The sequence below is a fragment of the Streptomyces sp. NBC_01591 genome, assembly GCF_035918155.1.
GTDB lineage: Bacteria > Actinomycetota > Actinomycetes > Streptomycetales > Streptomycetaceae > Streptomyces.
Genome location: NZ_CP109327.1, coordinates 7781673 through 7804429 on the forward strand (window position 1 = coordinate 7781673; position 22757 = coordinate 7804429).

The 22757-nt window shown below is 70.3% G+C and carries 22 protein-coding genes and 1 pseudogene; 13 read left to right on the top strand and 10 right to left on the bottom strand.

Annotation, left to right across the window (positions count from 1 at the left end):
- Position 1 precedes the first annotated feature (1 nt).
- Positions 2-958 carry an STM4015 family protein gene (locus OG978_RS36035; protein WP_326769248.1) on the bottom strand — a complete coding sequence of 319 codons (957 nt, stop codon included), beginning with the start codon at positions 956-958 and terminating at the stop codon, positions 2-4.
- 191 nt (positions 959-1149) lie between these two features.
- Between OG978_RS36035 and OG978_RS36040 the strand changes: the two genes are divergently transcribed.
- Together OG978_RS36040 and OG978_RS36045 are read left to right on the top strand one after the other, a co-directional pair.
- On the top strand, positions 1150-1476 hold the full coding sequence (locus OG978_RS36040) for a hypothetical protein (RefSeq protein WP_326769249.1): 327 nt from the start codon (positions 1150-1152) through the stop codon (positions 1474-1476).
- 190 nt (positions 1477-1666) lie between these two features.
- On the top strand, positions 1667-2668 hold the full coding sequence (locus OG978_RS36045; RefSeq protein ID WP_326769250.1) for a DUF6745 domain-containing protein: 1002 nt from the start codon (positions 1667-1669) through the stop codon (positions 2666-2668).
- Positions 2669-2736: 68 nt separating this feature from the next.
- On the opposite strand, the gene OG978_RS36050 is transcribed toward OG978_RS36045, so the two are convergent.
- A complete protein-coding gene (locus OG978_RS36050) occupies positions 2737-3327 on the bottom strand; it encodes a TetR/AcrR family transcriptional regulator (protein ID WP_326769251.1) in 591 nt (196 codons plus the stop codon).
- A gap of 252 nt (positions 3328-3579) precedes the next feature.
- Positions 3580-4143 carry a carboxymuconolactone decarboxylase family protein gene (locus tag OG978_RS36055; RefSeq protein ID WP_326769252.1) on the bottom strand — a complete coding sequence of 188 codons (564 nt, stop codon included), beginning with the start codon at positions 4141-4143 and terminating at the stop codon, positions 3580-3582.
- 161 nt (positions 4144-4304) lie between these two features.
- Here OG978_RS36055 and OG978_RS36060 point away from each other — a divergent pair, with 161 nt between their 5' ends.
- From OG978_RS36060 to OG978_RS48425, 3 genes are all read left to right on the top strand, one after another.
- A complete protein-coding gene (locus OG978_RS36060; RefSeq protein WP_326769253.1) occupies positions 4305-4745 on the top strand; it encodes a PPOX class F420-dependent oxidoreductase in 441 nt (146 codons plus the stop codon).
- A gap of 100 nt (positions 4746-4845) precedes the next feature.
- On the top strand, positions 4846-6045 hold the full coding sequence (locus OG978_RS36065; RefSeq protein WP_326769254.1) for an MBL fold metallo-hydrolase: 1200 nt from the start codon (positions 4846-4848) through the stop codon (positions 6043-6045).
- Between the two features lie 285 nt (positions 6046-6330).
- Positions 6331-6630, top strand: a complete 300-nt coding sequence (locus tag OG978_RS48425) for a TIR domain-containing protein (RefSeq protein WP_442817791.1) — start codon at positions 6331-6333, stop codon at positions 6628-6630.
- On the opposite strand, the gene OG978_RS36070 is transcribed toward OG978_RS48425, so the two are convergent.
- A complete protein-coding gene (locus tag OG978_RS36070) occupies positions 6558-7772 on the bottom strand; it encodes a beta-ketoacyl-[acyl-carrier-protein] synthase family protein (protein WP_326769255.1) in 1215 nt (404 codons plus the stop codon). The genes OG978_RS48425 and OG978_RS36070 overlap by 73 nt on opposite strands.
- Positions 7773-7974: 202 nt before the next feature.
- Between OG978_RS36070 and OG978_RS48430 the strand changes: the two are divergent.
- From OG978_RS48430 to OG978_RS36095, 6 genes and pseudogenes are all read left to right on the top strand, one after another.
- Positions 7975-8127, top strand: a pseudogene (locus OG978_RS48430) (IS630 family transposase); the annotation flags it as partial.
- A gap of 461 nt (positions 8128-8588) precedes the next feature.
- On the top strand, positions 8589-10568 hold the full coding sequence (locus tag OG978_RS36075) for a sensor histidine kinase (RefSeq protein WP_326769256.1): 1980 nt from the start codon (positions 8589-8591) through the stop codon (positions 10566-10568).
- A 7-nt stretch (positions 10569-10575) separates the two neighbouring features.
- Positions 10576-11010, top strand: a complete 435-nt coding sequence (locus OG978_RS36080; protein WP_072488891.1) for a roadblock/LC7 domain-containing protein — start codon at positions 10576-10578, stop codon at positions 11008-11010.
- A 2-nt stretch (positions 11011-11012) separates the two neighbouring features.
- Positions 11013-11384: a DUF742 domain-containing protein gene (locus OG978_RS36085; RefSeq protein ID WP_326769257.1), complete on the top strand. Its 372-nt coding sequence runs from the start codon at positions 11013-11015 to the stop codon at positions 11382-11384.
- A gap of 283 nt (positions 11385-11667) precedes the next feature.
- Positions 11668-12306 (top strand): GTP-binding protein, encoded by a 639-nt coding sequence (locus tag OG978_RS36090; RefSeq protein ID WP_326770264.1) that lies wholly within the window; start codon positions 11668-11670, stop codon positions 12304-12306.
- Positions 12303-12890, top strand: a complete 588-nt coding sequence (locus tag OG978_RS36095; protein ID WP_326769258.1) for a GAF domain-containing protein — start codon at positions 12303-12305, stop codon at positions 12888-12890. Before OG978_RS36090 ends, OG978_RS36095 begins: the two co-directional genes overlap by 4 nt.
- A 45-nt stretch (positions 12891-12935) precedes the next feature.
- Here OG978_RS36095 and OG978_RS36100 read toward each other — a convergent pair whose 3' ends face one another.
- From OG978_RS36100 to OG978_RS36125, 6 genes are all read right to left on the bottom strand, one after another.
- Complete coding sequence (locus tag OG978_RS36100; RefSeq protein WP_326769259.1) at positions 12936-14846, bottom strand: DUF2264 domain-containing protein; 1911 nt, start codon at positions 14844-14846, stop codon at positions 12936-12938.
- A 24-nt stretch (positions 14847-14870) separates the two neighbouring features.
- Complete coding sequence (locus OG978_RS36105) at positions 14871-16304, bottom strand: polysaccharide lyase family 8 super-sandwich domain-containing protein (RefSeq protein ID WP_326769260.1); 1434 nt, start codon at positions 16302-16304, stop codon at positions 14871-14873.
- Positions 16304-16699: a hypothetical protein gene (locus tag OG978_RS36110; RefSeq protein WP_326769261.1), complete on the bottom strand. Its 396-nt coding sequence runs from the start codon at positions 16697-16699 to the stop codon at positions 16304-16306. Before OG978_RS36110 ends, OG978_RS36105 begins: the two co-directional genes overlap by 1 nt.
- 23 nt (positions 16700-16722) lie before the next feature.
- Positions 16723-18123, bottom strand: coding sequence for a M60 family metallopeptidase (locus tag OG978_RS36115; protein ID WP_326769262.1), 1401 nt, complete (start codon positions 18121-18123; stop codon positions 16723-16725).
- A 156-nt stretch (positions 18124-18279) separates the two neighbouring features.
- On the bottom strand, positions 18280-19374 hold the full coding sequence (locus tag OG978_RS36120; RefSeq protein WP_326770265.1) for a LacI family DNA-binding transcriptional regulator: 1095 nt from the start codon (positions 19372-19374) through the stop codon (positions 18280-18282).
- A 59-nt stretch (positions 19375-19433) separates the two neighbouring features.
- Entirely contained in the window at positions 19434-20420 is a 987-nt protein-coding gene (locus OG978_RS36125; RefSeq protein ID WP_326769263.1) for a hydroxyacid dehydrogenase, read from the bottom strand.
- Between the two features lie 339 nt (positions 20421-20759).
- On the opposite strand from OG978_RS36125, the gene OG978_RS36130 reads away from it, so the two are divergent.
- Together OG978_RS36130 and OG978_RS36135 are read left to right on the top strand one after the other, a co-directional pair.
- Complete coding sequence (locus OG978_RS36130) at positions 20760-21773, top strand: ABC transporter permease (protein ID WP_326769264.1); 1014 nt, start codon at positions 20760-20762, stop codon at positions 21771-21773.
- Between the two features lie 82 nt (positions 21774-21855).
- Positions 21856-22716 carry a carbohydrate ABC transporter permease gene (locus OG978_RS36135; protein WP_326770266.1) on the top strand — a complete coding sequence of 287 codons (861 nt, stop codon included), beginning with the start codon at positions 21856-21858 and terminating at the stop codon, positions 22714-22716.
- The last annotated feature ends 41 nt before the right edge of the window (positions 22717-22757 follow it).

Here is a 22757-nt window from a genome sequence, read left to right on the forward strand (position 1 = left end):
CTCACTCCGATACCGAGGTGTAGCGGCCCTCGACGCCGCGGTCGCCCCAGGGCTTCTCGCGCTCCGACACATCGACCCGCACGCCGTGCGGTTCCAGCGCCTCCTTGATCCGGCGCTCCATCGGCTCCGTCATGAAGTGGTGGTGCAGATCGAGCTGTTCGAGATGGGTGAGCGGCTGGCCGTCCAGCAGTGCCGCCGCGCCCTCGTCGCCCATGGTGCCGTTCGACAGGTCGAGGACGCGCAGCTGCGCGACGACCGGGGCACCCGCGACGGCCGTCGCGATCTCGTTCTGCACCTCGCTGTTGCGCAGACCGAGATGAGTGAGCCGGGGGAAGCGGGTGCCGGAGAGCAGCGGGGCCAGGTCGGCCACATCCGCGTCGCCCCCGTAGGCGGAGACACCGAGCCAGAGGTCGAGCCGCTCCAGCGCGGGCAGCTCGCTGTCCAGAATGCCGCGGATCACACCGACGGGCAGACCGCCCGTCTCGATGGTCAGCGAACGCAGCCGCTCGTGCTTCGAGGGGGAGAAGACGAGGTCCGTGCCGCCGCGCACACCCAGTTCGAGCAGAGCGGGGAAGGCGTTCAGCAGCGCCGTGACATCCGACTGCTCGATCCAGGAGATCTCGTTGTCCTCCGCCGTCATGTCGCCGACGAAGACGGCCTCCAGCGAGGTCAGCCGGTCGGCGGCGGCGATGATGAGATCGATCGGGTAGGACGATTTCTCCTCGTACGACTCGCCCCACTGACCGATGATCAGTGCCCGCACGCCGGCCGGGTCGACCGCCTTGAGAAATGCCTGGAAGGCGTCCTCCCAGGTCATCTCGGAATCGTCGTCGTACGGATCGACCGAGATGCGCCAGGCTGCCGCATCGGCGGCCTGCACGGGCGCCTCACCCGTCGCGTGCTGGAAGTCGACAGCGGGAAGGCCGAGCAACTCCTGCAGATAGTCCACACCGGACATGACCCTGAGCTCCTGGTACTGGGGGACGGCTGATGTCCACAAGGTTTATCAAGCCGCACTGACAACGGCGCGACCGGGACCGCCGCGACGGGCCGCCGGGTCCGGTCGGCCGCCGGTCGATTGTCAGACCCTCCCCGTAGCGTTTTCTCCGTGGCCGGCACAGCGGGTGCGGCCATCGAGGGGAGACGTCTGTGTACCGGCAGGGCGATGTACTGATCGTGTCGTTGGAGGAGTCGGCGGTGCCCGCGCATCTCGTGGACGCGCCGGGTGAGCCGAGGGACGGCCGGGGCCGCATGGTCCTCGCGCTGGGCGAGGTCACCGGCCATGCCCACGCGGTTCAGGGGCCGGGCCGGCTGATGCGCGAGGCGGGGGTGTTCGGGCCGATGCTGCTCCACCTTCCCGAGGGCGGGCGGGTGGTGCACGAGGAGCACGCGGTGATACCGCTGTCGAAGGGCTGGTACCGCGTGGTGCGCCAGCGGGAGTACACACCGGGGGCGATCCGCATCGTCGCGGACTGACGGCGGCCCGGGGAAGGGAACCGGCCCACTGAATCACCACAGCACGAAGCACGAAGCACGAAGCACGAAGCACGAAGCACGAAGCACGAAGCACGAAGCACGAAGCACGAAGCACGAAGCAGCACGGCGCACAGCGCGCCGCGGACAGCACAGCACACAGAAGACAGAGCACAGGGGACGGGGAAGACCGATGCAGTACGTGGACTCATGGCGGGCCGTGGCAGCGGCGACCGGTGCGGCCGACCGGTCCGCGGCCGAGGACGGGCTGCGGCTCGCCTACCGCAGCGCAGGACTCGCCGAGCCGGAGCGGATCGTCTGGGTCGACTCGCCCAGGGCCGCGGTGGAGGCCGTCGAGAAGCTCGTCGACGCCGGACGCTCGGTGCGCGACGAGGTACGGACCCGGCCCTGGGCGCAGGAGCGGCGCCGGATGTACGACGAGCTGGGCCCCGCGGGCTGGTCCGCACTGTGGTCCGCCACAGGCGCACAGCTCTGGGAGACCACCGCGGCGCTCGCCGAGCGGATCAGGGCCGGTGTCGTCGCGGACCTCTCGGAGCGCCCCGAGGACGAGTCCGACGTCCGGCTGGTGCTGCTCGACGCGGTCCTGGGCCAGCACGACGCGGCCTGGCTCGCCGCTTTCGACGGCCGGGGCGACCGGCTCGACGGTCTGGCGGAGGTGGCCAGGAACGCGGGCTGGTGGTGGCCCTACGAGCGCGCCGTGGTGATCAGCGAGCGGCCGGAGGCGCTGCACCGGGACGAGGCGGGACGGCTCGACCGCGGGGACGGCCCCGCGCTCGCCTACCGCGACGGCTTCGCCCTCCACGCATGGCGCGGCATGCCGGTGCCCGCCGAGTTCCTGGCGGAGCTGAACTCCCTGACCCCGAAGCGGATACGCGAGGAGGAGAACGCGGAACTGCGCCGCGTGATGCTGGAGTTCTACGGTTACGACCGATACCTCACCGAATCCGGCGCGGAGCCGGTCCACCGCGACGAGACGGGCGTCCTGTGGCGGATCGCGCTGGACGGCGACGAGGACGTGGCGATGGTCGAGGTGGTCAACTCCACCCCCGAGCCGGACGGCACGCACCGTGTCTACTGGCTGCGGGTGCCGCCCAGCACCAGGACCGCGAAGGGCGGTGTGGCGTGGACCTTCGGACTCGACGCCGACGCGTACGCACCCGTACGCCAGACCTGACCGTCGTCGGCCGACCGGAAGCACCGGCCCGGACCGCCCGGCCGGACCTCCGGCCGGTGCGGGTGGGGTCAGGCCGTCAGTGCCTCGTGGTCGATGCCGAGCTCGCGGGCGAGCGCCTCGTCGGTCCAGGCCAGCATCGTGGCCCGGGAGAGCGGACCCGCGTACGACGTCGTCTGCACGGCCAGACCGTCCAGCAGGGCGGTCAGCCGCCAGGCCGCGGACATCGGGTCGTCGCAGTGGAACTCACCGGCGGCGGCGCCCTCTTCGATGACCTCGGCCAGCTCCGCCTTCCACTGCTGGTCGAGATCGCCGGCCACGTTGCGCAGCGCCGGATCGCGCAGCGAGGCGGCCCAGGCCTCGATCCACAGCCGCCACCCCTTGGCCTGCCCCGTCGGCGCGTACCAGCGGACAGCGGCGCGCAGCCGCCGTACCGCGCTGGTGCGGCGGCCCAGCACCTTGCGCAGCTGGGCGAGGTCGGCCTCGGCGGCATGGGCGAAAGCTGCCGCGACCAGCTTCTCCTTGGTCGAGAAGTGGTAGAGCACGAGCGCGTTGCTCACCCCGAGCACGGCCGCGACATCGGCGATCCGGACCGCCGCGACGCCCCGCACCTCGATCTGTTCGACGGCAGCGCGCAGAAGCTCTTCACGTCGTTCCGCCACGCTCAACCGCACTCTTGCCACGGCGTCACCCTAACGAATATGCCACGCGCGGGAAGACCGGGGGCGGGGCCGTCCACGGTCCCGCCCCCTGTTCAACCGGCGCCCGCGGCGCCGGCCCGCACAGTCAGCACCAGATGTCGGCGCAGCCGGAGTTGTACGGACTGGCGGGTAGCTGCCATGGCAGCTAACCGCCGCACCGGCCGCGGGAAACACGGCGGAGAGACCGGGCGACGCGAAGGCCGGGTGCCCGGGTCAGCGGTTCGCGGGGCGGTCCACCTCGCACCGGTCCTTGAAGCCCTGACTGGTCAGGGCGAGGGCGGAATTCGTCCGGGAGCGCATGTTCTCCACCGCGACCATCGTCGTCAGCTCGACGAACGCCGCCTCGCCGAGCGCGGTCCGCAGCCGTTCCGCCGGCTCGTCGCCGACCTCCGGCGGGGTGAGGCTCATCGCCTCCGAGTACTCCATGACGTCACGCTCCAGCGGGGTGTACACCCCGCTCTCCCGCCACAACGGCACATCGCGCAGCTTGCGCGGGTCCATGCCGTGCCGGTGGTTCTCCAAGTAGCCGAAGTCCATGCACCAGCTGCAGCCGACGGTGGCCGCGGACGTCATCACGGCCAGCGCCTTGAGCTGCGGGTCCAGCTTCTTCCAGCGGCCCACCGCCAATTCGAGACGGGCCAGGGACCACAGCACCCCGGTGTGGTGGGCGTGGGCCCGTACGGGATCGACGACCTTGCCGTACGTACGGTTCGAGTACCACGACATGGCGCGGAAGAGGAGGGTGCGGGGCGGGTCGAGCGGGATTCGGGCGGCCATGGCCGGTCTCCTTCGGTACGGCTCGGGTGCCGTCCGGCGGCGTCGAGGGACGCCGGCGGCGGGCTGTTTCCACCGATGCGACGGACGAGGGGGCCGCGGATGTGACATGACGGTGCGGCCGGATGCGGAATCCTGCGGCGGGTACGGACGTTGGATCCGGCATGACGGGATTCGACGCACGGCAGGAAGCGCTGCTCGGGCTGCTCGCCGAGGAGAACGGCGGCGTGCTCGTGACACTCAGGCGGGACGGCAGGCCCCAGCTGTCCAATGTCAATCACTTCTACTACCCCAAGGAGCGCATCGTCCGCGTCTCGATCACCGACGACCGGGCGAAGACGAAGAACCTCCGGCGCGACCCCCGGGCGAGCTACCACGTCACCAGCGCGGACCGCTGGGCGTGGACGGTCGTGGACGCCACCGCGGAGCTGTCCCCGGTCGCCGCCGACACGCACGACGCGACGGTGGAGGAGCTCATCACGCTCTACCGCGACGTCCAGGGCGAACACCCCGATTGGGACGACTACCGCAGTGCGATGGTCCGGGACCGGCGCATCGTGCTACGGCTGCGCATCGAGCACGTGTACGGGCAGCCGCGTGGCTGACGCGGCCCGGTCCGGCCCGTCGGTCCCCGGGACCTTCCGCTCTCGCACTGTCGTACCCCCCGCCCATAATGAGACGACACCGACTCCCCCAGGAGATGCTGTGACCGGCGCCGACCCCTTGCCTCCGCTCCGTACCCGGCTGCGTTCGCTGCGCCCCGCAGCATTCGGCGCGGACCCGGGCGGTGCCCGCATGGAGCGCATCCGCCGCTCGCCCAACTTCGCCGACGGCGTCTTCCAGAACCCGGTGGGGGCGCGGACCAGGCCGTCCGGATCCACCCTGGAGTTCGCGAAGGTCTACTTCCGCAAGGAAGAGCGGGCGCGCAGGGCGCCGACCGGCATCCTGCCCGTCCACGCCACGACCTACGCCGATCTTGCCGAGACGCCCGCCACGGGGCTGCGGCTCACCTGGATGGGCCATTCCAGTGTGCTCGCCGAGATCGACGGCCGACGGGTGCTCTTCGACCCGGTGTGGGGCGAGCGCTGTTCACCCTTCGTCTTCGCCGGGCCCAAGCGGCTGCACCCCGTGCCGCTGCCGCTGGCCGCGCTCGGGCCCGTGGACGCGGTGGTGATCTCCCACGACCACTACGACCACCTCGATCTGCCGACGATCCGGGCCCTCGCCGGTACGGACACGGTGTTCGCCGTCCCGCTGGGTGTCGGCGCGCATCTGGAGCGGTGGGGCGTGTCCGCCGACCGGCTGCGCGAGCTGGACTGGAACGAGACCACGAAGATCGCCGGGATCAGTCTCACCGCCACCCCGGCGCGGCACTTCTGCGGCCGCGGCCTGCGCAATCAGCAGCACACGCTCTGGGCCTCCTGGGCTGTCGCCGGGCCCGAGCACCGGATCTACCACAGCGGAGACACCGGCTATTTCTCCGGCTTCAAGGACATCGGCGCCGAACACGGCCCGTTCGACGCGACGATGATCCAGATCGGCGCCTATTCCGAGTACTGGCCCGACATCCACATGACACCGGCCGAGGGCATGCGGGCCCATCTGGATCTCCAGGGCGGCGAGCCGCTCGGGGTGATGCTGCCGATCCACTGGGGCACCTTCAACCTGGCTCCGCACCCGTGGGCGGAGCCGGGGGAGTGGACGAAGGACGCTGCCGAGGAGGCCGGCCAGGCGGTGGCGTTCCCCCGTCCCGGCGAGCCGTTCGAGCCTGCGGGGAAGCTGCCTGCGGAGCCGTGGTGGCGGACTGTGTCGCATCCGATCGCGCACCCGTGGCGTCGCCCCCGTCGTGCCGACGCTGTGGCCGAGACGAGCAGCGGCGATCTCGACCTCGCGGGCGGGCGGTGACGTCGATCGGGGGCGACCTTGCCGAGGTCGTGCGGATGCTGGGAGCTTCTCCCGCCCGAAGGGCGCGAGCGTGTGCTGCGAGCCTTGGGCAGTGCAGCCGTCGCTCGATGCTGTCGACGAACGCGTCGACGCCGCACTCCTGCCGTGGAGCTATGCCTACCGCAAGGGGCTGAGCCTGAGGGATCGGCTGCACGATCCGGCTCTGCTTCTGGACGACGGGGCTTGCTGGGCGCTGGCAACGGCGGGGTCGTATAGGTCGCCCTGACGTCAGCTCCAGAGGCGCGCGTGACAGATGGTAACCATGTATCACCCAGCGTTTTCATTAGTTGCCGGAATTCCGACTCACGCGCAGCTGCTGCCATCGCCAAGGAGCTCGCGAGGTATCACTTCGATGTGTGGGCGGCCGAGTCAGGTGCAGACCTGTTGCAGAAGCTGCGTCTGTCCATCCAATCGGCCGACGCGTTCAATGTATCGATCAGTGACCTACTGAGGTTGAACTCGTGGTCTCGTCGTCACTTGGTGAAGACGAGACTGACGTTGTGTCCGCCGAACCCGAACGAGTTGGCCAGCGCGGCAGACCACTGACCGGTGCGCCGCTCACCGCGCACCACGTCCAGTTCCACGCGCGGGTCGAGTTCGTCGAGGTTGCGCGTGGCCGGCACGGTGCCGTTCTTGAGCGCGAACAGAGCGGCCATGGCGCCAATCGTTCCGGACGCGCCCATCATGTGACCTGTCATCGACTTTGTCGCCGTCACCGCAGCGTGGCTGCCGATCACTCGGCCGATCGCCTCGGCCTCCGCCAGGTCACCGGACTCCGTCGAGGTGGCGTGGGCGTGCACGACCCCAATGTCCGCCGGGGCCAGGCCGGCGTCGCGCAGCGCCAGTTCCATGGCGAAGGCCTGGCCTTCCGCGTCGGAGGCCGTGATGTGGTTCGCGCTCGAACTCACGGCACTGCCGGCCAGCGTGCCGTAGGCGCGTGCTCCACGGGCCCGGGCGAACTCGGCGCGTTCGAGCACCATCATCCCCGCGCCCTCGCCCATAACGAACCCGGACCGCTTGACGTCGAACGGGCGGGACACGGTCTCTGGGTCCACGGACTGCGTCGAGAGGGCCTTCATCTGGGCGAATGCCGCGATGGTGAAGGGGTGCAGGCATGCCTCCACCCCACCTGCGACGACCGCGTCCGCCCGCCCGCTGCGGATCAGATCCTGCCCCAGGGCGAGGGCCTCTGCCCCGGACGCACAGGCACTCACCAGAGTCCTGGCGCCTCCCTTCGCGCCCAGGTCCATGCTCACCCAAGCAGCCGGCCCGTTGGGCATCAGCATGGGGACCGTGAACGGCGACAGCCGGCGAATCCCGGCGCGTTCGAAGACGTCGTCCTGCCCCAGCGTGGTGAGGACACCACCGGTCCCAGTACCAATGACGACGGCGAATCTTTCCGGCTCGACCTGCGGAGCACCGGCGTCCTGCCAAGCTTCGCGCGCACTGAGGATGGCGACCTGCTCACCGCGGTCCAGCTTCCTGGCCTCGGCCCTCGGAAGCAGGGCGGCAGGGTCCACCGTGAGCCCGGCCGCAACGTGCACGGGCAGGTCCGCGGCCCACTCCTCCTCCAGGAAACGCACCCCCGACTTACCGTCCAGCAGCCCCGACCACGACGACGGCGCATCGGCTCCCAGCGGCGTCATCGCACCGACGCCCGTCACCAGCACACGACCGTTACGGGTCACACGAGCCTCCTTGAATTGTGTAGATGCTACATAGTGCCTGACTTGCCTTCATGGAGATCATGCCAGCGCTCAGAAGGGAAGTCAGGGTAGGAGTCGACCGATTCGAAAGCGAGAGATTGTCCTATTCCAACAATTAACGAGGTTGGACTCGTGGTGGTCGTAGAAGCTGACGGCTGGTCACCTGCTGGGGTATCACCGGGGCATGAGGTATCCACAAGGGGGCGGGTTGACCGCCGAACGGCAGGAGTTCCGCGAGGGGTTACGGCTCCAGGCTGCGGATCGGTTCGCCCTGGATGAGGCGAGTGCGGTGATTGCAAAGGACCTGTCCGGGTGCCGCTTGCGCCCGGGATGGCGGGGCCGGCGCTCCACCTTCGGCGGCAGCCGCTCGATCACCGCCCACGGCTTCGGCCGAGCCGCCCCATACCTCCCGGATCGTCAGTTGCGGAGTGATTCAACCACCTTGAAGATCATTTCGTCAGGAGTTCATAGGCCCGTCCGGAACGACCGGACGGGCCGCGCCGTTTCGTGTGCTCATGGGTTCACTCCGATCGGCCATTCGGGTGTCGGCCGACCAGGTGTCAATGCGGAGTAATCGGTCTCTTGTGCGGGCGGTCATACCAGAGCGGGACGGATGGCGGGCAAGTTCGACAACTGCCCGCCGCACCCGCGTGATTGACGACTACCGTGTGTTGCCGGTGATCAACGGTGGGCTCATAACTTTCGAGCCTGCCCGACCGATGATCCGAGCCTGACCGACCACCGTAGGTGCCACCGCAGGAACGCCGATTCCTGGTGCCCCACGTACCGAGGACACTGATGTCTCAACTTCGCGCACCCGAAGGGCGACCGGAACGCCGAGAGGGCGGACGGCACGGCCGACCGGGTGCCCGTTCCCACTCGGCCACGGGCAGGCCGCGCGCCGCCCAGCCGTCCCCCGAGGCGCGTATACGCCCCCAACTCCTGCGCACCGCGGTGCTGCCGACCGTCGTGGCGGTACTGAGCGGAGCCGCAGCGGTCATTTTCACCGCCCGCTCCACCGGAGCCCGGCCCTCCACCGAACTCTGGATCGCGCTGGGCGCGGCCGGAGCCCTGGCGCTCGCCGCGGTGCTGGCCGCGTACCTCGCCGCCAACCGCGTCGCCACCACCGTCTTCGGCCGCTGTCTGGCGCTCCGTCGCGCCAGCGCCCAGGGCCAGGCCGAACTGCAGCGGGTGCTGGAACAACTCCGCAACGGCGAACCGGTCCCCGCACGCAGGCCCGCACAGCCCGCCGCTCCGGGCAGTGATGCCTTCGAGCTGCTCGCCCAGGAACTCGGCCGCCAGCAGGAGGTCGCCGTGGCCGCGGTCGTCCAGGCGTCCCGGCTCTCCGACCATTCCGGCGAGGACCAGAAGGTCGAGGTCTTCGTCAATCTCGCCCGTCGGCTGCAATCACTCGTGCACCGCGAGATCCAGCTGCTCGACGAGCTGGAGCACGAGGTCGAGGACCCCGATCTGCTCAAGGGCCTCTTCCACGTCGACCATCTCGCCACCCGCATCCGCAGGTACGCCGAGAACCTCGCCGTCCTCGGTGGCGCCGTCTCCCGGCGGCAGTGGAGCAACCCGGTCACCATGACCGAGGTCCTGCGCTCGGCGATCGCCGAGGTCGAGCAGTATCCACGGGTCAAGCTCGTGCCGCCGATCGACGGCACGCTGCGCGGCCACGCCGTGGCGGACGTGATCCATCTGCTGGCCGAACTGGTGGAGAACGCGACCGTGTTCTCCGCCCCGCACACCCAAGTGCTGCTGCGCGCCCAGCAGGTCACCGCAGGACTGGCCCTCGAGGTGGAGGACCGGGGACTCGGCATGCCGGGCAACGAGCAGAAGCGGATGAACGCCCTGCTCGCCGACCCCGACCAGGTCAACGTGGCCCATCTGCTGCAGGACGGCCGGATCGGACTGTTCGTCGTCGCGTCACTGGCCCGCCGGCACGGCATCGCGGTCCGGCTGCAGAGCAACATCTACGGAGGCACGCAGGCCGTACTCGTCCTCCCGCAGTCCCTGCTGGGCGTGGACGGGGCCGCTCCGGCCGAGGGCGGCGCAGCCCCGGTCCCGCCCCCGGGTCCCGTGCACCGTCCACCGGCACAGGAGGGAAGGGGCAGCCACCACAACCCGAACCCGAACCCGAACCCGAACCCGATCCTGAACCCAGGCCCGAGCACCGCACCGGGTTCGCAGCCGAGCACCGGCCGTCAGCCGTACGTCCCCAGCCAACCGCTGCGCCTGCATCAACCGCCCCAGCAGGCACAGGGCCAGGGCGAGGCCCCACCGCTCCCGCTGCGTGCCGAGCGCCTCGACCGTCCCACCGCAGCCGAGGACGTCCCCGGAAGCCGGCCCACGGACGACGCCCTCGACGCTCTCGACGCCGAGCCCGGAGTCGTGCGTGGCACCATGGGCCGCCCCCAACTGCCCCGGCGCGCCAACCAGGAGCACCTGGTCCCGCAGCTCAGGGAGGCGCCGGCCCCGCGTACCGAGGGCGAGCAGGTCCTGCACGATCCGGGGCTCGTGGCGGCCTTCCGGCGAGGCATCGAACTCGCCGAGGCCCGCAGCGAATCCGAGGCCGACACCGCCCCGGATTCGGAGCCGGACACGGGGCTCGAAGCGGCAGCGGACCCGCAGGCCTGGCAGCCCCGGGCCCCGCTCGAACCGCTGCCGGTACGCGGACTCACCGCGACCGTCGCACCGTACCCCTCGGGCCCGGCCCCGGATCCGGACGCGGCCCTGGCCAACGACCCCCTCGAAACGAACACCTCCAAGGAGTAGATGCACCATGGCGACCGATATGCCGTCCGGTCAGGTCTCGGACCTCGACTGGCTGCTGAGCGGACTGGTCCAGCGTGTCCCGTACACACGCAGCGCGGTTCTCCTCTCCGCCGACGGGCTGGTGAAATCCCTTCATGGCATGGACGCCGACAGCGCCGACCACATGGCGGCGCTGGCCGCGGGCCTGTACTCGCTCGGTCGCAGCGCGGGCGCGCGCTTCGGCGACAGCGGCGAGGTACGGCAGGTGGTGGTCGAGCTCGACTCGACCCTGCTGTTCGTCTCCACCGCCGGGTCCGGCACCTGCCTCGCCGTCCTCGCCGGACGCGAGGCGGACGCGGCGGTGCTCGGTTACGAGATGACCATGCTGGTCAAGAGCGTCCGGCCCTATCTGATGACACCTGTGAGACAAGCGGCCGGGACACCGGGCGCCACGGGGCTGTGAGGGTGTCGGTCCCGCAGGACGGGCCGCTGCTCGACGACGCGGCCGGCCGGCTCATCCGCCCGTACACCGTGAGCAACGGTCGTACCCGTCCTACGGCCGTGCTCGATCTGCTCTCCCTGATCATGGCCACGGGGACCGAGCCACAGATGCATCTCGGCCCCGAGCACTCCGTTGCGCTGGGACTGTGCGGCGGCCCCACATCGGTGGCCGAGATCGCCGCCCACCTGCGGTTGCCCGCGGTCGTCACCAAGGTGCTCGTCTCCGACCTGGTCGACTGCGGGGCAGTGACCGCGCACCCGCCCGCCTTCCACGACATGCCCACCGACCGATCTCTGCTGGAGGCAGTGCTCGATGGCTTACGACGACAGCTCTGACGGCTTCGGCAGCTCAGCCGCGTACGAGAACAACGCAAGCTCCGAAGGCTTCGGAAGTCACGGATTCCATGGAATCCATGGCCGGTCCGAGGGCTACGGGAGCCTGGAGAGCTGCGGACACCCGGGGAACCACGGGGAAGGGCAGAGCAGCTACGGAGACGCGCAGAACTACGGTGGCACGCAGGGCTACGGGGATGTTCCCAGTCACGAAGCCGGGCCGCGCTATGAATATGAAGCCGGGCCGGGCTATGAAGCCGAGTCGGGCTACGGCGATCAAGGCGGCATCCACGATGCCTCCGGAGTCGGCGGCCCCGCAGGCCCCACCGGCTCCGAAGGTTTTCCCGTCGCGCTCAAGGTGCTGGTGGCAGGCGGGTTCGGCGTCGGCAAGACGACGTTCGTCGGCGCGGTCAGCGAAATCGCACCGCTGTCCACGGAAGAGCTGCTGACCCAGGTCAGCGCAGCGACCGACAGCCTCGACGGCATCGAGTCCAAGACCGCCACCACCGTGGCGATGGACTTCGGCCGCATCACCCTCGACGAGCAACACGTGCTCTACCTGTTCGGAACCCCGGGCCAGGAACGCTTCTGGTTCATGTGGGACGAACTCTCCCAGGGAGCGCTGGGAGCGGTCGTGATCGCGGACACCCGCAGGCTTGCCGAGTGCTTCGCCGCCGTCGACTTCTTCGAGCGGCGCGGCATCGGATTCATCGTCGCGGTGAACGAGTTCGACGGTGCCTACCGCTACGCAGCCGAAGAGATCCGGGCCGCACTCGACCTGGGCCCGGACGTACCGGTGGTGCTCTGCGACGCCCGGATCGCCAGCTCGGGCACCGGGGCCCTGGTCACACTGGTCCAGCACCTGATCAACGCCACCTCGGCCCCGGCCCCGGCCCCGTTGACCGGCTTCGGAGCCCACCCGTGACCCGAAACACCACCGGCCGCATGCTGCTCACGCCCGTCGACCGCGATGCCCTCGTCCGCACCCAACGGCTGAGGACGCTTGGGCTCGGGGAACGCGCCGACGCGTCGTTCGACAACTTCGACGCCTTCGCCGACCGGGTGGCCGAGGTGACCGAGGTGCCCTTCTCGATGGTCAACTTCATCGACGGCAACCGGCAGTTCTTCGCCGGACTGCACACCCCGGCCGGCACGCACAAGGGCTCCGACCTGGGCGCCACGGCCGCGGGCAGCAGTCGCAGCGGCCGGTACGTGGCGCTCGACCGAGGCTACTGCCCGCATGTCGTCGTCCGGCGCAAGGCGCTCGTCCTGGAGGACGTCTGCGACTACCCCAGGTTCGCGGGGAATCCGGTGGTCGACGAAATAGGCATCCGTTCCTATCTGGGCGCACCCCTCATCGACCGCACGGGCATCGCCCTGGGCGCCGTCTGCGCGGTCGACACCGTGCCCCGCCCGTGGGGCAGAGCGGGGCTCGACACGATCAAGTCCCTGGCACGGGAGCTCGTTGGGCACATCGATCAGCGGGAGGGGAACAGCATCGGAATCTGATCGGCTGCCCGGCCGCCAGGCAGGTGCCCTCGCCCGCGACCGCGATCAGATCTCGACCGTCCTACCGTCCAGGAAGGTCAGCACCACCGAGTCCGCACCCGCACGCACCCGCACCGCATCGCGCAGCGCCTCCGGATGCACGGCGTCCCGCGAGAGGGCGACCAGCGAGACATGGATGCTCCGCCCGCCCGGGTGCGGCCCGCTGCGAAGATACGGAATCGCCGAATGCGGCCCGTACGCGTTGGACTGGACATCACGCGCCACAGCGGCCCCTTCGGTCCCGCCGTCCCAGCCGTGCAGCGCGATCAGGGCGCTGCTCAGACCGTCGGCCGTGCGGGCCAGTGCCCAGTCGGGACCCGACAGGGCAAACGGGCTCTCCGCATGGGCGACCGCATGACCGCCCTCCCGCACCACCGCGCCTTCGGGCGCCTCGACCCGGTGCACCCGGATCTCCCACGGGCCGTGCAGCACACTCGTCGTCTCGATCCGGTACGGATGATCGTCACCGGGCAGCCGCGCCGCGTACCAGGAGGCCGCGACGCGGTCCTCGCAGCGCAGCGGATGGATCCGGCGGCGCAGCGACGGGGTGCCGTCGGGTGCCACCAGTGCCAGATGACCGTCGATGGAGCGTGCCACGGCGTGCGGGGCGGCCTCGGGCGCCGTCGCCGTCGAGTAGGCGAACCGACCGTAGTGCGGATCCTCGGTGCCTTCGGACGGGTCGGCCGTCTCGTCGAACGGCGGATTGTGGTCGCTGCCGTGGTTGATCAGCCGGACGATGCCGTCGTCGCGGGTACCGTGCAGCAGCCAGCCGGGGGCCGGCAGCGCGGTGTACCGGTCGGACTCCTCGACGGGCAGCGGGAGTTCGCGCGCCGTCCACACGGCATGGTCGGCCGGCAGCAGCAGCCCGAGGAAGCCCTTGCTCGCCCAGTACGGCGAGGCGGGACCGGAGTACGGCTGGGTGCTCGGCAGGAACGTGTCGTACCAGCCGAGCGTCAGCAGCCCCCGCTCGTCCGGCACACCGCGCTCCGCGAAGTGCCGCATCGTGCCCGAGGCGAGCCGGCGGGTGAGCCCCGGCGCCAGCGGGGTGCAGTCGGCCAGCGCTCCCATCCACACCGGCGCCAGGGCGGCGAACCGGTACGTCAGCGAACGGCCCTGGTGGACCGGCGCGCCGTCCGAGCCGAAGAAGTGCGGATAGTCCTCCAGGAACCGGCTTAGCCGCTGCCGGTAGACCTCGGTCCGGCCGCCGTCGTCGGCGCCCGCGATCCGTGACCACAGCAGCGGGTACAGGTGCATCGCCCAGCCGATGTAGTAGTCGAAGTTCCGGCCGTCCCCATCGGTGTACCAGCCGTCACCGACGTACCAGTCCTCGATCCGGTCCAGGTTCGACTCGATGTCCGAGCGGCTGTACGGCGCGCCGACCGAGGCGAGGAACTGCTCGGACACCACCTGGAAGAGCCGCCAGTTGTTGTCCCAGGTCCGCCCGCCGACGAATCCGGAGAACCAGTCGACGACCCGTTCCTGCACCCGGGCGTCCAGCCGGTCCCAGATCCACGGCCGGGTCTCGTGCAGCGCCACCGCGACCGACGCCGCCTCCACCATCTGCTGCGAACAGTCCGTCAGCTTCGGCCACGCCTCCCTGCTGCCGGGGTCCGTGCCCGCGGCCAGCCCCGCCGCGTACCGTTCGATCAGCGCGGGGTCGACCGCCCCGCCCGCGCCCGCGATCCGGCAGGCGGCGAGCAGGAACGACCGGGCGAACCCTTCGAGACCGTCCGAGACGACCCCCGACCAGCTGCCGCGGCCGGGCAGCCGGTACTGGGCGAAGCCGGGGGTCGCGTACGGCACCAGCGCATCCAGCATCCGGTCGGCGGTCGCCTCCCAGTGGGCCCGGGTCCAGCCGGTTCGTGAGGACAGGAGCCGGTCGGGCGGCGGCAGTTGCAGATGCGGTGCGACGGACATGGTGGTGCTGCTCCTCGGGGTGGGTTACTGGATGAGTTCGGCTCGGTGGGTGTGGCCGCGTGAGCCGCCGACGGCGACGGTGAGCACGGGCCTGCGGCCCGGGACGAGGCTCACCAAGTCATCGGCACTCACCACCGACCGTACGGGGAACGGCAGCTCGACCGAGAGCGTGGTGAGCGTCCGGCCCGGGTCGGCGACCGCGACCCTGACCTGGGCGCCGTGGCACTGCACCAGCACCGATGCCGGGCCCGACGCGGTGATTCCGGCGGCCGTTCCGGCGCCCCAGAAGTTCACCGCGGTCAGCCCCGCCCGGCGTACCTCCACGGCCTGTGCGGTGGTGTCGTTGGCGACGATCCGGACCGGCCGGGACCGTGACCAGACCGCGGTCGCCGCGGCCGATGCGCCGGGCAGCAGCACATAGGCGTAATGGGCGTCGGTGGGGGAGAGGCCGTGGTCCGTCCAGAGCGTCAGGTAGCGGCGGGTGACGGGATCGGTGCTGCCACCCGTGTCCGCCCCGGTGTCGATGGCCCGCCAGGTGCCGGTGCGCTGCTCACGCAGGGCGTGCAGGGCCGTTGCCCCGGGGAACACATAGCCACCCACTCCGTCGACATGTGCCCACCGGGCCTGGCCGAACTCGGCACTCCAGCCCTGCTCGACGGGCTGGCGGACGCCGTCGACCAGCAGCCGGTGACGTCCGTCCGTCCCCAGGTTGCGGTTCTCGACGATCGTCTCGGCCGGCCGGCCGTCGCTCGCGGTGATGCCCGCCCCGAGCGCGATCACCGCATTGTCCAGCAGGAACCACGACTTCCTGGTCCGCAGGGTGGTGCCCGGGTCGCCGATCACCTCCATCGCGGCGGCCCCGTACCGGCCGTCCAGCACGGCACCGCCCGCGACGGCGTTGGCCGGACGGTAGGTGGACGTACCCGCGCTCGTGCCGAGATCGGTCCGCTGCCGGGTGTCGACCGTGGTGCCGGGGAGCCGGTACGGATCGACGGTCGGCCAGAAGCCGTCGTTGAACTGCCCCAGGTCGTTGCCGTCGTACAGATACGTCATGCCGTCGCCGGTGTACCAGCCGTGCAGATTCTCGCCGTTGCCCGCCTCGTACGCAGAGATCCGCTTCGACGACAGGGACAGCGCGCAGGCCCAGCCGGGCCGGCGGTGCACGACACGGTCCATGTCGGCGAAGACATGGCTGCCCGTGGTGCGCGGTTCGGCCGGCAGGCTCCTGTCGTTCAGGACGGCCTTGGCGAGGGCGAGTTGGGGCAGCGTCGCGAAAGCCTCGAAGGGGGTGGTGCGGTTACGGGTCAGCCAGCCCTTGACCAGTGCCCGCCAGCGTGTCGCGTACGCGGCCGGTGCGCCGGAGGCCAGGAGCAGGATCGCCGCGAGGGCCGTCGCACCGTCGCGGTGGTCACCGGCACGCTCCCGGGAGACCGCCCGGCCGCGCACCGAGTCCATCATCAGCCCGCGGTCGCGACGGTACGCAGCCGGGTATAGCTCTGGCCGAAGTTGCCCGGGTCGGTGAGCGGGGCGAGGTCCGGCCAGAGCGCGGTGCGGCCGGCGCTGCGGTCGAGGGTGTCCCACAGCCCTTTGGCCGTGGTGTCCAGGGCCGCGCCCGCCGCGGTGAAGTCGGTGTCGGCCGGGTCGAACCCGCCCCCGGTGAGCAGGGATTCGGCCCGCTGGAACAGTGTGTCGAAGCCGGCGGCGGCTGTGGCCCCGGCGGATGCGTCCGCGAGGACGGATGCGTCCGTGAGGGGGGAGGCGTGCGCCGCGCCGGCCGATGTGATGAGTGCCGTCGCGGCCGTCACGGCGGTGGCGCTGCTCGCCGCGAGCAGGGTACGTCTGCTGAGGTTCACGGTGAACTCCCCTGTCGCTGCGGTCAGTCGGCCAGTGTGGACGGGTCGACGGGCGGCTTCGGAAGGTTCAGCGCGGCCAGCTCGGCCCTGCCCGTGGCGTCGATCGGGAACGCCCAGGTGTTCACGAAGAAGTCCGTGAGGTCGTAGCCCGCGACCCGGCTGGAGCAGGTGGCGAGCGCCCGGTAGCGCTTGTCGGTCTCGGTGTAGTCGGACTGCGGGTTCTCCTCGCGGACCAGCTTGTGCATCCGGGGCCAGAAGTCGTCGCCGAAGGCCAGCTCCAGCTGTCGCAGCGGGACGAGCTTCTCGTACGCGCCGAAGGACTTCTCGTATGTCAGCCCGGCCGTGCCGAACTTCAGCCGTGCCGACTGGAAGTAAGTGAGCCCCGTCTTCGGGTCGACGGTGAGGAGGTTGGACGGCTGCTTCAGGGTGCGCTGTGCGGCCAGCGAGTAGATGTTGACCGTGACCTCGGTCAGACCGCCGGGCTTGTACGCGAACTGCTGGTGGAGATGGCCGAGTTCGTGGTAAAGCCCCCAGCCCCGGGTCCGCAGCCCCTCCACGGTCGTGGCCCGGTCGAGGTAGGCGCGCGGAAAGCCGTTGTAGCCGTGTGTGGCGTAGGCGCCGACACCGCTGGGCACCTTGCTGACCTCGGTGAAGTGGTACGGCCCGGCCTTGCGCCGGTGCACGGGCTTCGAGCCGTCGAGGCCGCTGATCCGGGCATGGGAGTCGATGATCGTCTCGACCAGCCCGAGCAGCGCGGCGTGGTCCTCGCCGCGGTACAGCAGCGCACCCTCGCGAGTGAGCGTCATGATCGTGTGCGGCGCGTGCAGTTCGACGTACGGCGATGTGGTGAGGGTGTCCAGCTGCCGCTGGTAGTCGGCCTCCGAGGTGCGGCCCAGGGCGAAGACCGGCATGGGCACGGCACCGGAGCGGACCACCACACCGGCCCGCTCGCCGCGGCCCGTCAGGGTGAGGTAGACCGGGCCGCCGTGCGGGTCCGTGACCGTGTTCGCGCCCGCGGTCAGCGGATAGCTACGGGGTTCGGTGACCTCGCCGTAGTAGTCCCAGGCGCCGATCCAGAGGGTGGGCAGCAGATCGTCGTACGGCTGGACGGTGAGCGAGAGGGGAGTGCCGGCCGGGACGTACAGACCGGTGGGCTGGAACTCCGAGCCGCGCAGGGCCTGTCCGAGCCGCAGCCGCTCGGCCTCGGCGGCGGGCCGGGCGGTCACGGTCAGCATGACCGGGCCGCAGGCCAGGCGCTCCGAGCCGGTGCCGGGCGTGGTGGCCCGGGCCGTTCCGGCAGCGGCGCCGAGTGCGATGGTTGCCCCGGCTCCGGCGGCCGCGGCGAGAACGGAACGCCGGCCGACGGAGGAGGTGCTGCTGACAGAAGCGGTGGAGGAGCCGGCGGAGTCTGTGGGCATGCGCATGCGGAACTCTCCCTGCGGAAACGAGTGAGGGGCGGAAGCGTGCGGAACGGTGCTGCTCGGCGCCAGCATGTAAGCGGTTGCTATCCAGAGGCAAGAGGGGATAGGAAGTTACTGCGATTTTCTATGGCCAACTGTGGACAGGCGGGAAGTAACCGGTCACTTACGAGTCGAACGGCCGGGCCTCGGTGCAACGGAATCGCGTACCACGATGTGGGTGCCGAGCCGCAGCGCACCCGTGGTGGGTTCGCGCCAGTCGTCCTCGTCCCCGCTGTTCACGGCGAGCCGTACCGCCTGGCGCCCCATCTCCTCCAGCGGAATGTGGACGGTGGTCAGCCGGGGTCGCAGTTCCTGGGCCACCGGAATGTCGTCGTACCCCACCAGGGACACGTCCTTCGGCACCCGGATCCCGGCCTCCTCCAGGGCCTGGGCCGCACCCGCCGCCACCATGTCGTTGGCTGCGAAGACGGCGGTGAAGTCCGGCCCGTCCCGCAGCACTTCGGCCATCTTCCGGTAGCCGAAGTTGCGGCTGAAGGCGCCGGGCCTGACGAGATCGGGGTCCGGGTCGATGCCGCGCAGCCGCAGCGCCCGCTGGTATCCGGTCAGCCGGTCGCGGGTGGTGGAGAGCTTGGGCGGGCCGGCGAGGTAGAGGATCCGCTCGTGGCCCTGCATCAGCAGATGGTCGGTGATGGCGAAGGCGCCGCCCTCGTTGTCGTACTCGACCGCGACGGTCGGGGCCTGCTCGTCCAGCGGCGGCCTGCCGCACAGCACCAGCTTCGAACCGCCCGCGTCCAGCTCGCGTGCCCGGCGGGCCAGCTCGGTGGTGTAGCCGCGGTCCGCGATGGAACCGCCGACCACGACCACCGCGTCCGCCCTGCGCTCGTGCATCAGATCGATGAAGGCCAGCTCCCGCTGTGGGTCGCCCTGGGTGCAACAGACCAGACAGAGCCGTCCGCCCAGTGCCGCCTCCCGCTCCACACCACGCGCGATGTACGCGTAGAACGGGTCGATGACCTCGTTGACGATGATCCCGACGGTGCGGTTGGAGACGCCGGCCAGTGCGCGGGCGTGGGCGTTGACGACATAGCCCAGCTCGCGCATCGCGGACTCGACCCGCTCCCGGGTCGCCTCGGCGACCGGGTAATTGCGGTTCAGTACGCGGGAGACCGTGGCCGTCGAGACGCCTGCGCGCCGTGCGACGTCGGTGACCGTCGCCCGCCGTTGTCCGTCCGCGGCTGTACTCTGCCGGCGCATCCGGCTCACCCCCTGATTGTCGTGTGACGTCGAGCCTAGAGCCTGCGCCGGCCAGGGACTCACGCGATCCTTCCCAGGTCGGCCCGGTGTACCGGGTGGTCGAACGGTGTGCCCCGCGCGTACCGTGCCAGCTCGTCGACCGCGAGCGCCCCGAGCCGCCCGACCTCGTTGCCCTGGGCGCCGGCCAGATGCGGGGTGAGGAAGACGTTCGGCAGGTCCCACAGGGGGTGGCCGTGCGGCAGCGGCTCGGGCGAAGTCACATCGAGGACCGCGTCCAGCCGCCCGCTGACCAGGTGCCCGGTCAGTGCCTCGGTGTCCACCAGGGGGCCGCGCGCGGTGTTGACGAGCAGGGTGCCGGGGCGCATCAGGCCGATCCGGCGGGCGTCGATGATCCCGCGGGTCTCCGGTGTGTCCGGGGCGTGGACGGTCACCACGTCGCTGGTCGCCACCAGGGTGTCGAGGTCGGTCGGGGTGACGCCGAGCAGCTCCGCCTCGGCCGCACTCACATAGGGGTCGTAGAGCAGCACCTCCGCGTCGAGGACCCGGAGGAGTTCGATGACCCGGCGGCCGATCCGGGAGGCCCCGACGACGCCGATGGTCAGCCCGTGCGTGCCGAGCCAGTGCTGCCGGTCGAGGTCGGCGCCGGTGCGGTGGGTGCGCCGGGTGCGGAAGAGCCCGGCCAGCGGGAACACCCGCTTGGCGCCCATGATGATCGCCGCCAGGGTGAACTCGGCGACGGGCACGGCGTTGGCGGCGGCGGCCGACGAGACGGCGATCCCGCGATCGAACGCAACCGGGGACAGAAACGTTTTCACCGTGCCGGCCGCATGGATCACGGCACGCAGCGCGGGCGCCCGGTCCAGCAGCGCGGCGTCGACGGGAGGGCAGCCCCAGCCGGTGAGCAGAACCTCCGCGGCCCTCAGCGCAGCTGAGGCCTCCGGGGAGTCGAACTCGCTGATCACGGACGGGTTGAGGAGGTCGGCGGTCTCCTCCAGGCGGGCCCGTACCGGTGGCGGAAAGACATCGTCCAGCAGTCCGGGGCTCATGACCAGGAGCGTGCGCGGCCGTCGCGGGGACGGTGCCGCGGCATCGCTACCGGAATGCGCCGGTGCCTCTTCGGTGGTTCGCACCCTGCCTCCGGACAGTAATCGCGTTCTATGGGATGACCGGCACGCTAAGGAGCGTGACGGCCGACCGTCAAGCTCCCGTCCGCCTCAACTGTCCATTTCAACAGCATATTTGCTGGTTCAAGGTGCTGGATTCGGCCGCCGGAGCATCGCGACTCAACGACTTTTGCCCGGATCTCTTGACGCTTGGGTTAACCGCTTACTAACTTGCGGCCCCAGAAGGCCCACCACGCGCCACCCAGCCGAACAGGACGCACCATGGCTGAAACAGCACCCCCGTTGCCGCGGGAAAAGCGGCGGCAGAAGGCTGAAACACCCTCCCCGCCAGCCGCCGGGGCCGTTGTCGCACAGCACCGGCTGAGCCTCTGGCAGCGGATCAAGCGGGACCGGGTGATGCTGCTGCTCACCCTGCCCGGCCTGCTGTACTTCGTCGTCTTCCACTACGTACCGCTGCTCGGCTATGTCGTGGCGTTCCAGGACTACCAGCCGTACCTCGGCTACATGCACAGCGTCTGGGTGGGCTTCGCCAACTTCTCCGCGGCGTTCAGCGAGCCGGCTTTCTGGTCCGCGACGTTCAACACCCTGGAGATCGCCCTCGTCCAGCTGGTGTTCTTCTTCCCGATCCCGATCGCCCTGGCCCTGCTGCTCAACAGCATCGCCAGCGACCGGATCAGACGCTTCGTACAGAGCGTCGTCTATCTGCCGCACTTCATCGGCTGGGTCATCATCGTCTCGATCTTCCAGCAGATCCTGGGCGGTGCAGGGCTCCTACCCGACGTCCTCGGCGGCATGGGGCTGCCGCGCTACGACATGATGAGCGACCCCGACGCCTTCCCCTGGCTGCTGACCCTCCAGGTCGCCTGGAAGGACGCCGGCTGGGGCACGATCATCATCCTCGCCGCGCTGCTGAACATCGACAAGCAGCAGTACGAGGCCGCCGCCATCGACGGCGCGGGACCGCGACGCCGCCTGTGGCACGTGACCCTGCCGGGCATCGCCCCCGTGCTCATCCTGCTGCTGATCCTCAACCTCGGGCAGATCCTCTCCGTCGGCTTCGAGCAGATCCTGCTCCAGCGCGACGCGGTCGGCCCGGACGCCGGTGAAGTCCTCGACACCTACGTCTACTACCACGGCATCAAGGACAACGACTGGGGCGTCGCCGCCGCCGTCGGACTCGTCAAGGCGGTCATCGGCACCGCACTCGTCCTGGGCGCGAACAAGTTCGCCCACCGACTCGGCCACGAAGGGGTGTACCGCGGTGCTGACCGCTGAGAAGACGCGCGCCACAACGGAATCCACCGCACCGGCGCCCCGCCCCGCCCCCGCCCGGAAGTCCGACGGCCGGCCCCCGTGGATGGAGCGGCCGACCCGCATCGGACAGACCGCCAAGGCGGTCGCCATCGTCGTGGTCGTCCTCGCCGTCGCCTACCCGCTGGTCGGCGTCATCGGCACGAGCTTCGCCTCGCAGACCGACATCATCAAGAGCTCCGGCCTCGTCCTGTGGCCGGACCACCCCACCCTGGACGCCTACCGCACCATCTTCACCGGAGGCGTAGTCACCCGGGCGCTGATCGTCTCCGTCGGCATCACCGTCATCGGCACCCTCGCCAGCCTCCTCGTCACCGTCGGCATGGCGTACGGGCTCTCCCGCCGCGACGTCACGGGATCCCGCTTCATCCTGATGACGGCCCTGTTCACCATGCTCTTCAACGCGGGCATCATCCCGAACTTCCTGCTGGTCAAGGGCCTCGGCCTGTACGACACCTACGCGGCGCTCGTCATGCCCACCCTGGTCAGCGCCTTCAACCTGGTCGTCCTGCGGTCCTTCTTCATGAACCTGCCCGAGGAGCTGTACGACGCCGCGAAGGTCGACGGAGCCGGCGACTTCCGGGTCCTGGTACGGATCGTGCTGCCGCTCTCCAAGGCCGTCCTCGCCGTGATCAGCCTCTTCTACGCGGTGACGTACTGGAACGCCTTCTTCAACTCGCTCCTGTACCTCAACGACTCCGACAAGTGGCCGCTGCCGATGGTGCTGCGCACCTATGTGCTCCAGGGCCAGAGCCTGAACGCCGCATCGGCCGGCGAGGTGCTCGCCCCGCAGCAGGCCGTACAGATGGCGGTCCTGGTGATCGCCGTCGTACCGATCCTCTGCGTCTACCCGTTCCTCCAGCGCTACTTCACCAAGGGCGTGCTCACAGGCGCCGTCAAGGGCTGAGAGTCCGTCGGCCGCCCGATCAGAGGCCACCCGACAGCCTC

Coding starts and splice junctions, on each gene's coding strand:
- OG978_RS36035 (WP_326769248.1), bottom strand. CDS start 958: ATGTCCGGTGTGGACTATCTGCAGGAGTTGCTCGGCCTTCCCGCTGTC.
- OG978_RS36045 (WP_326769250.1), top strand. CDS start 1,667: ATGCAGTACGTGGACTCATGGCGGGCCGTGGCAGCGGCGACCGGTGCG.
- OG978_RS36055 (WP_326769252.1), bottom strand. CDS start 4,143: ATGGCCGCCCGAATCCCGCTCGACCCGCCCCGCACCCTCCTCTTCCGC.
- OG978_RS36060 (WP_326769253.1), top strand. CDS start 4,305: ATGACGGGATTCGACGCACGGCAGGAAGCGCTGCTCGGGCTGCTCGCC.
- OG978_RS36075 (WP_326769256.1), top strand. CDS start 8,589: ATGTCTCAACTTCGCGCACCCGAAGGGCGACCGGAACGCCGAGAGGGC.
- OG978_RS36080 (WP_072488891.1), top strand. CDS start 10,576: ATGGCGACCGATATGCCGTCCGGTCAGGTCTCGGACCTCGACTGGCTG.
- OG978_RS36100 (WP_326769259.1), bottom strand. CDS start 14,846: ATGTCCGTCGCACCGCATCTGCAACTGCCGCCGCCCGACCGGCTCCTG.
- OG978_RS36105 (WP_326769260.1), bottom strand. CDS start 16,304: ATGATGGACTCGGTGCGCGGCCGGGCGGTCTCCCGGGAGCGTGCCGGT.
- OG978_RS36115 (WP_326769262.1), bottom strand. CDS start 18,123: ATGCGCATGCCCACAGACTCCGCCGGCTCCTCCACCGCTTCTGTCAGC.
- OG978_RS36120 (WP_326770265.1), bottom strand. CDS start 19,374: ATGCGCCGGCAGAGTACAGCCGCGGACGGACAACGGCGGGCGACGGTC.
- OG978_RS36125 (WP_326769263.1), bottom strand. CDS start 20,420: ATGAGCCCCGGACTGCTGGACGATGTCTTTCCGCCACCGGTACGGGCC.
- OG978_RS36130 (WP_326769264.1), top strand. CDS start 20,760: ATGGCTGAAACAGCACCCCCGTTGCCGCGGGAAAAGCGGCGGCAGAAG.
- OG978_RS36135 (WP_326770266.1), top strand. CDS start 21,856: ATGGAGCGGCCGACCCGCATCGGACAGACCGCCAAGGCGGTCGCCATC.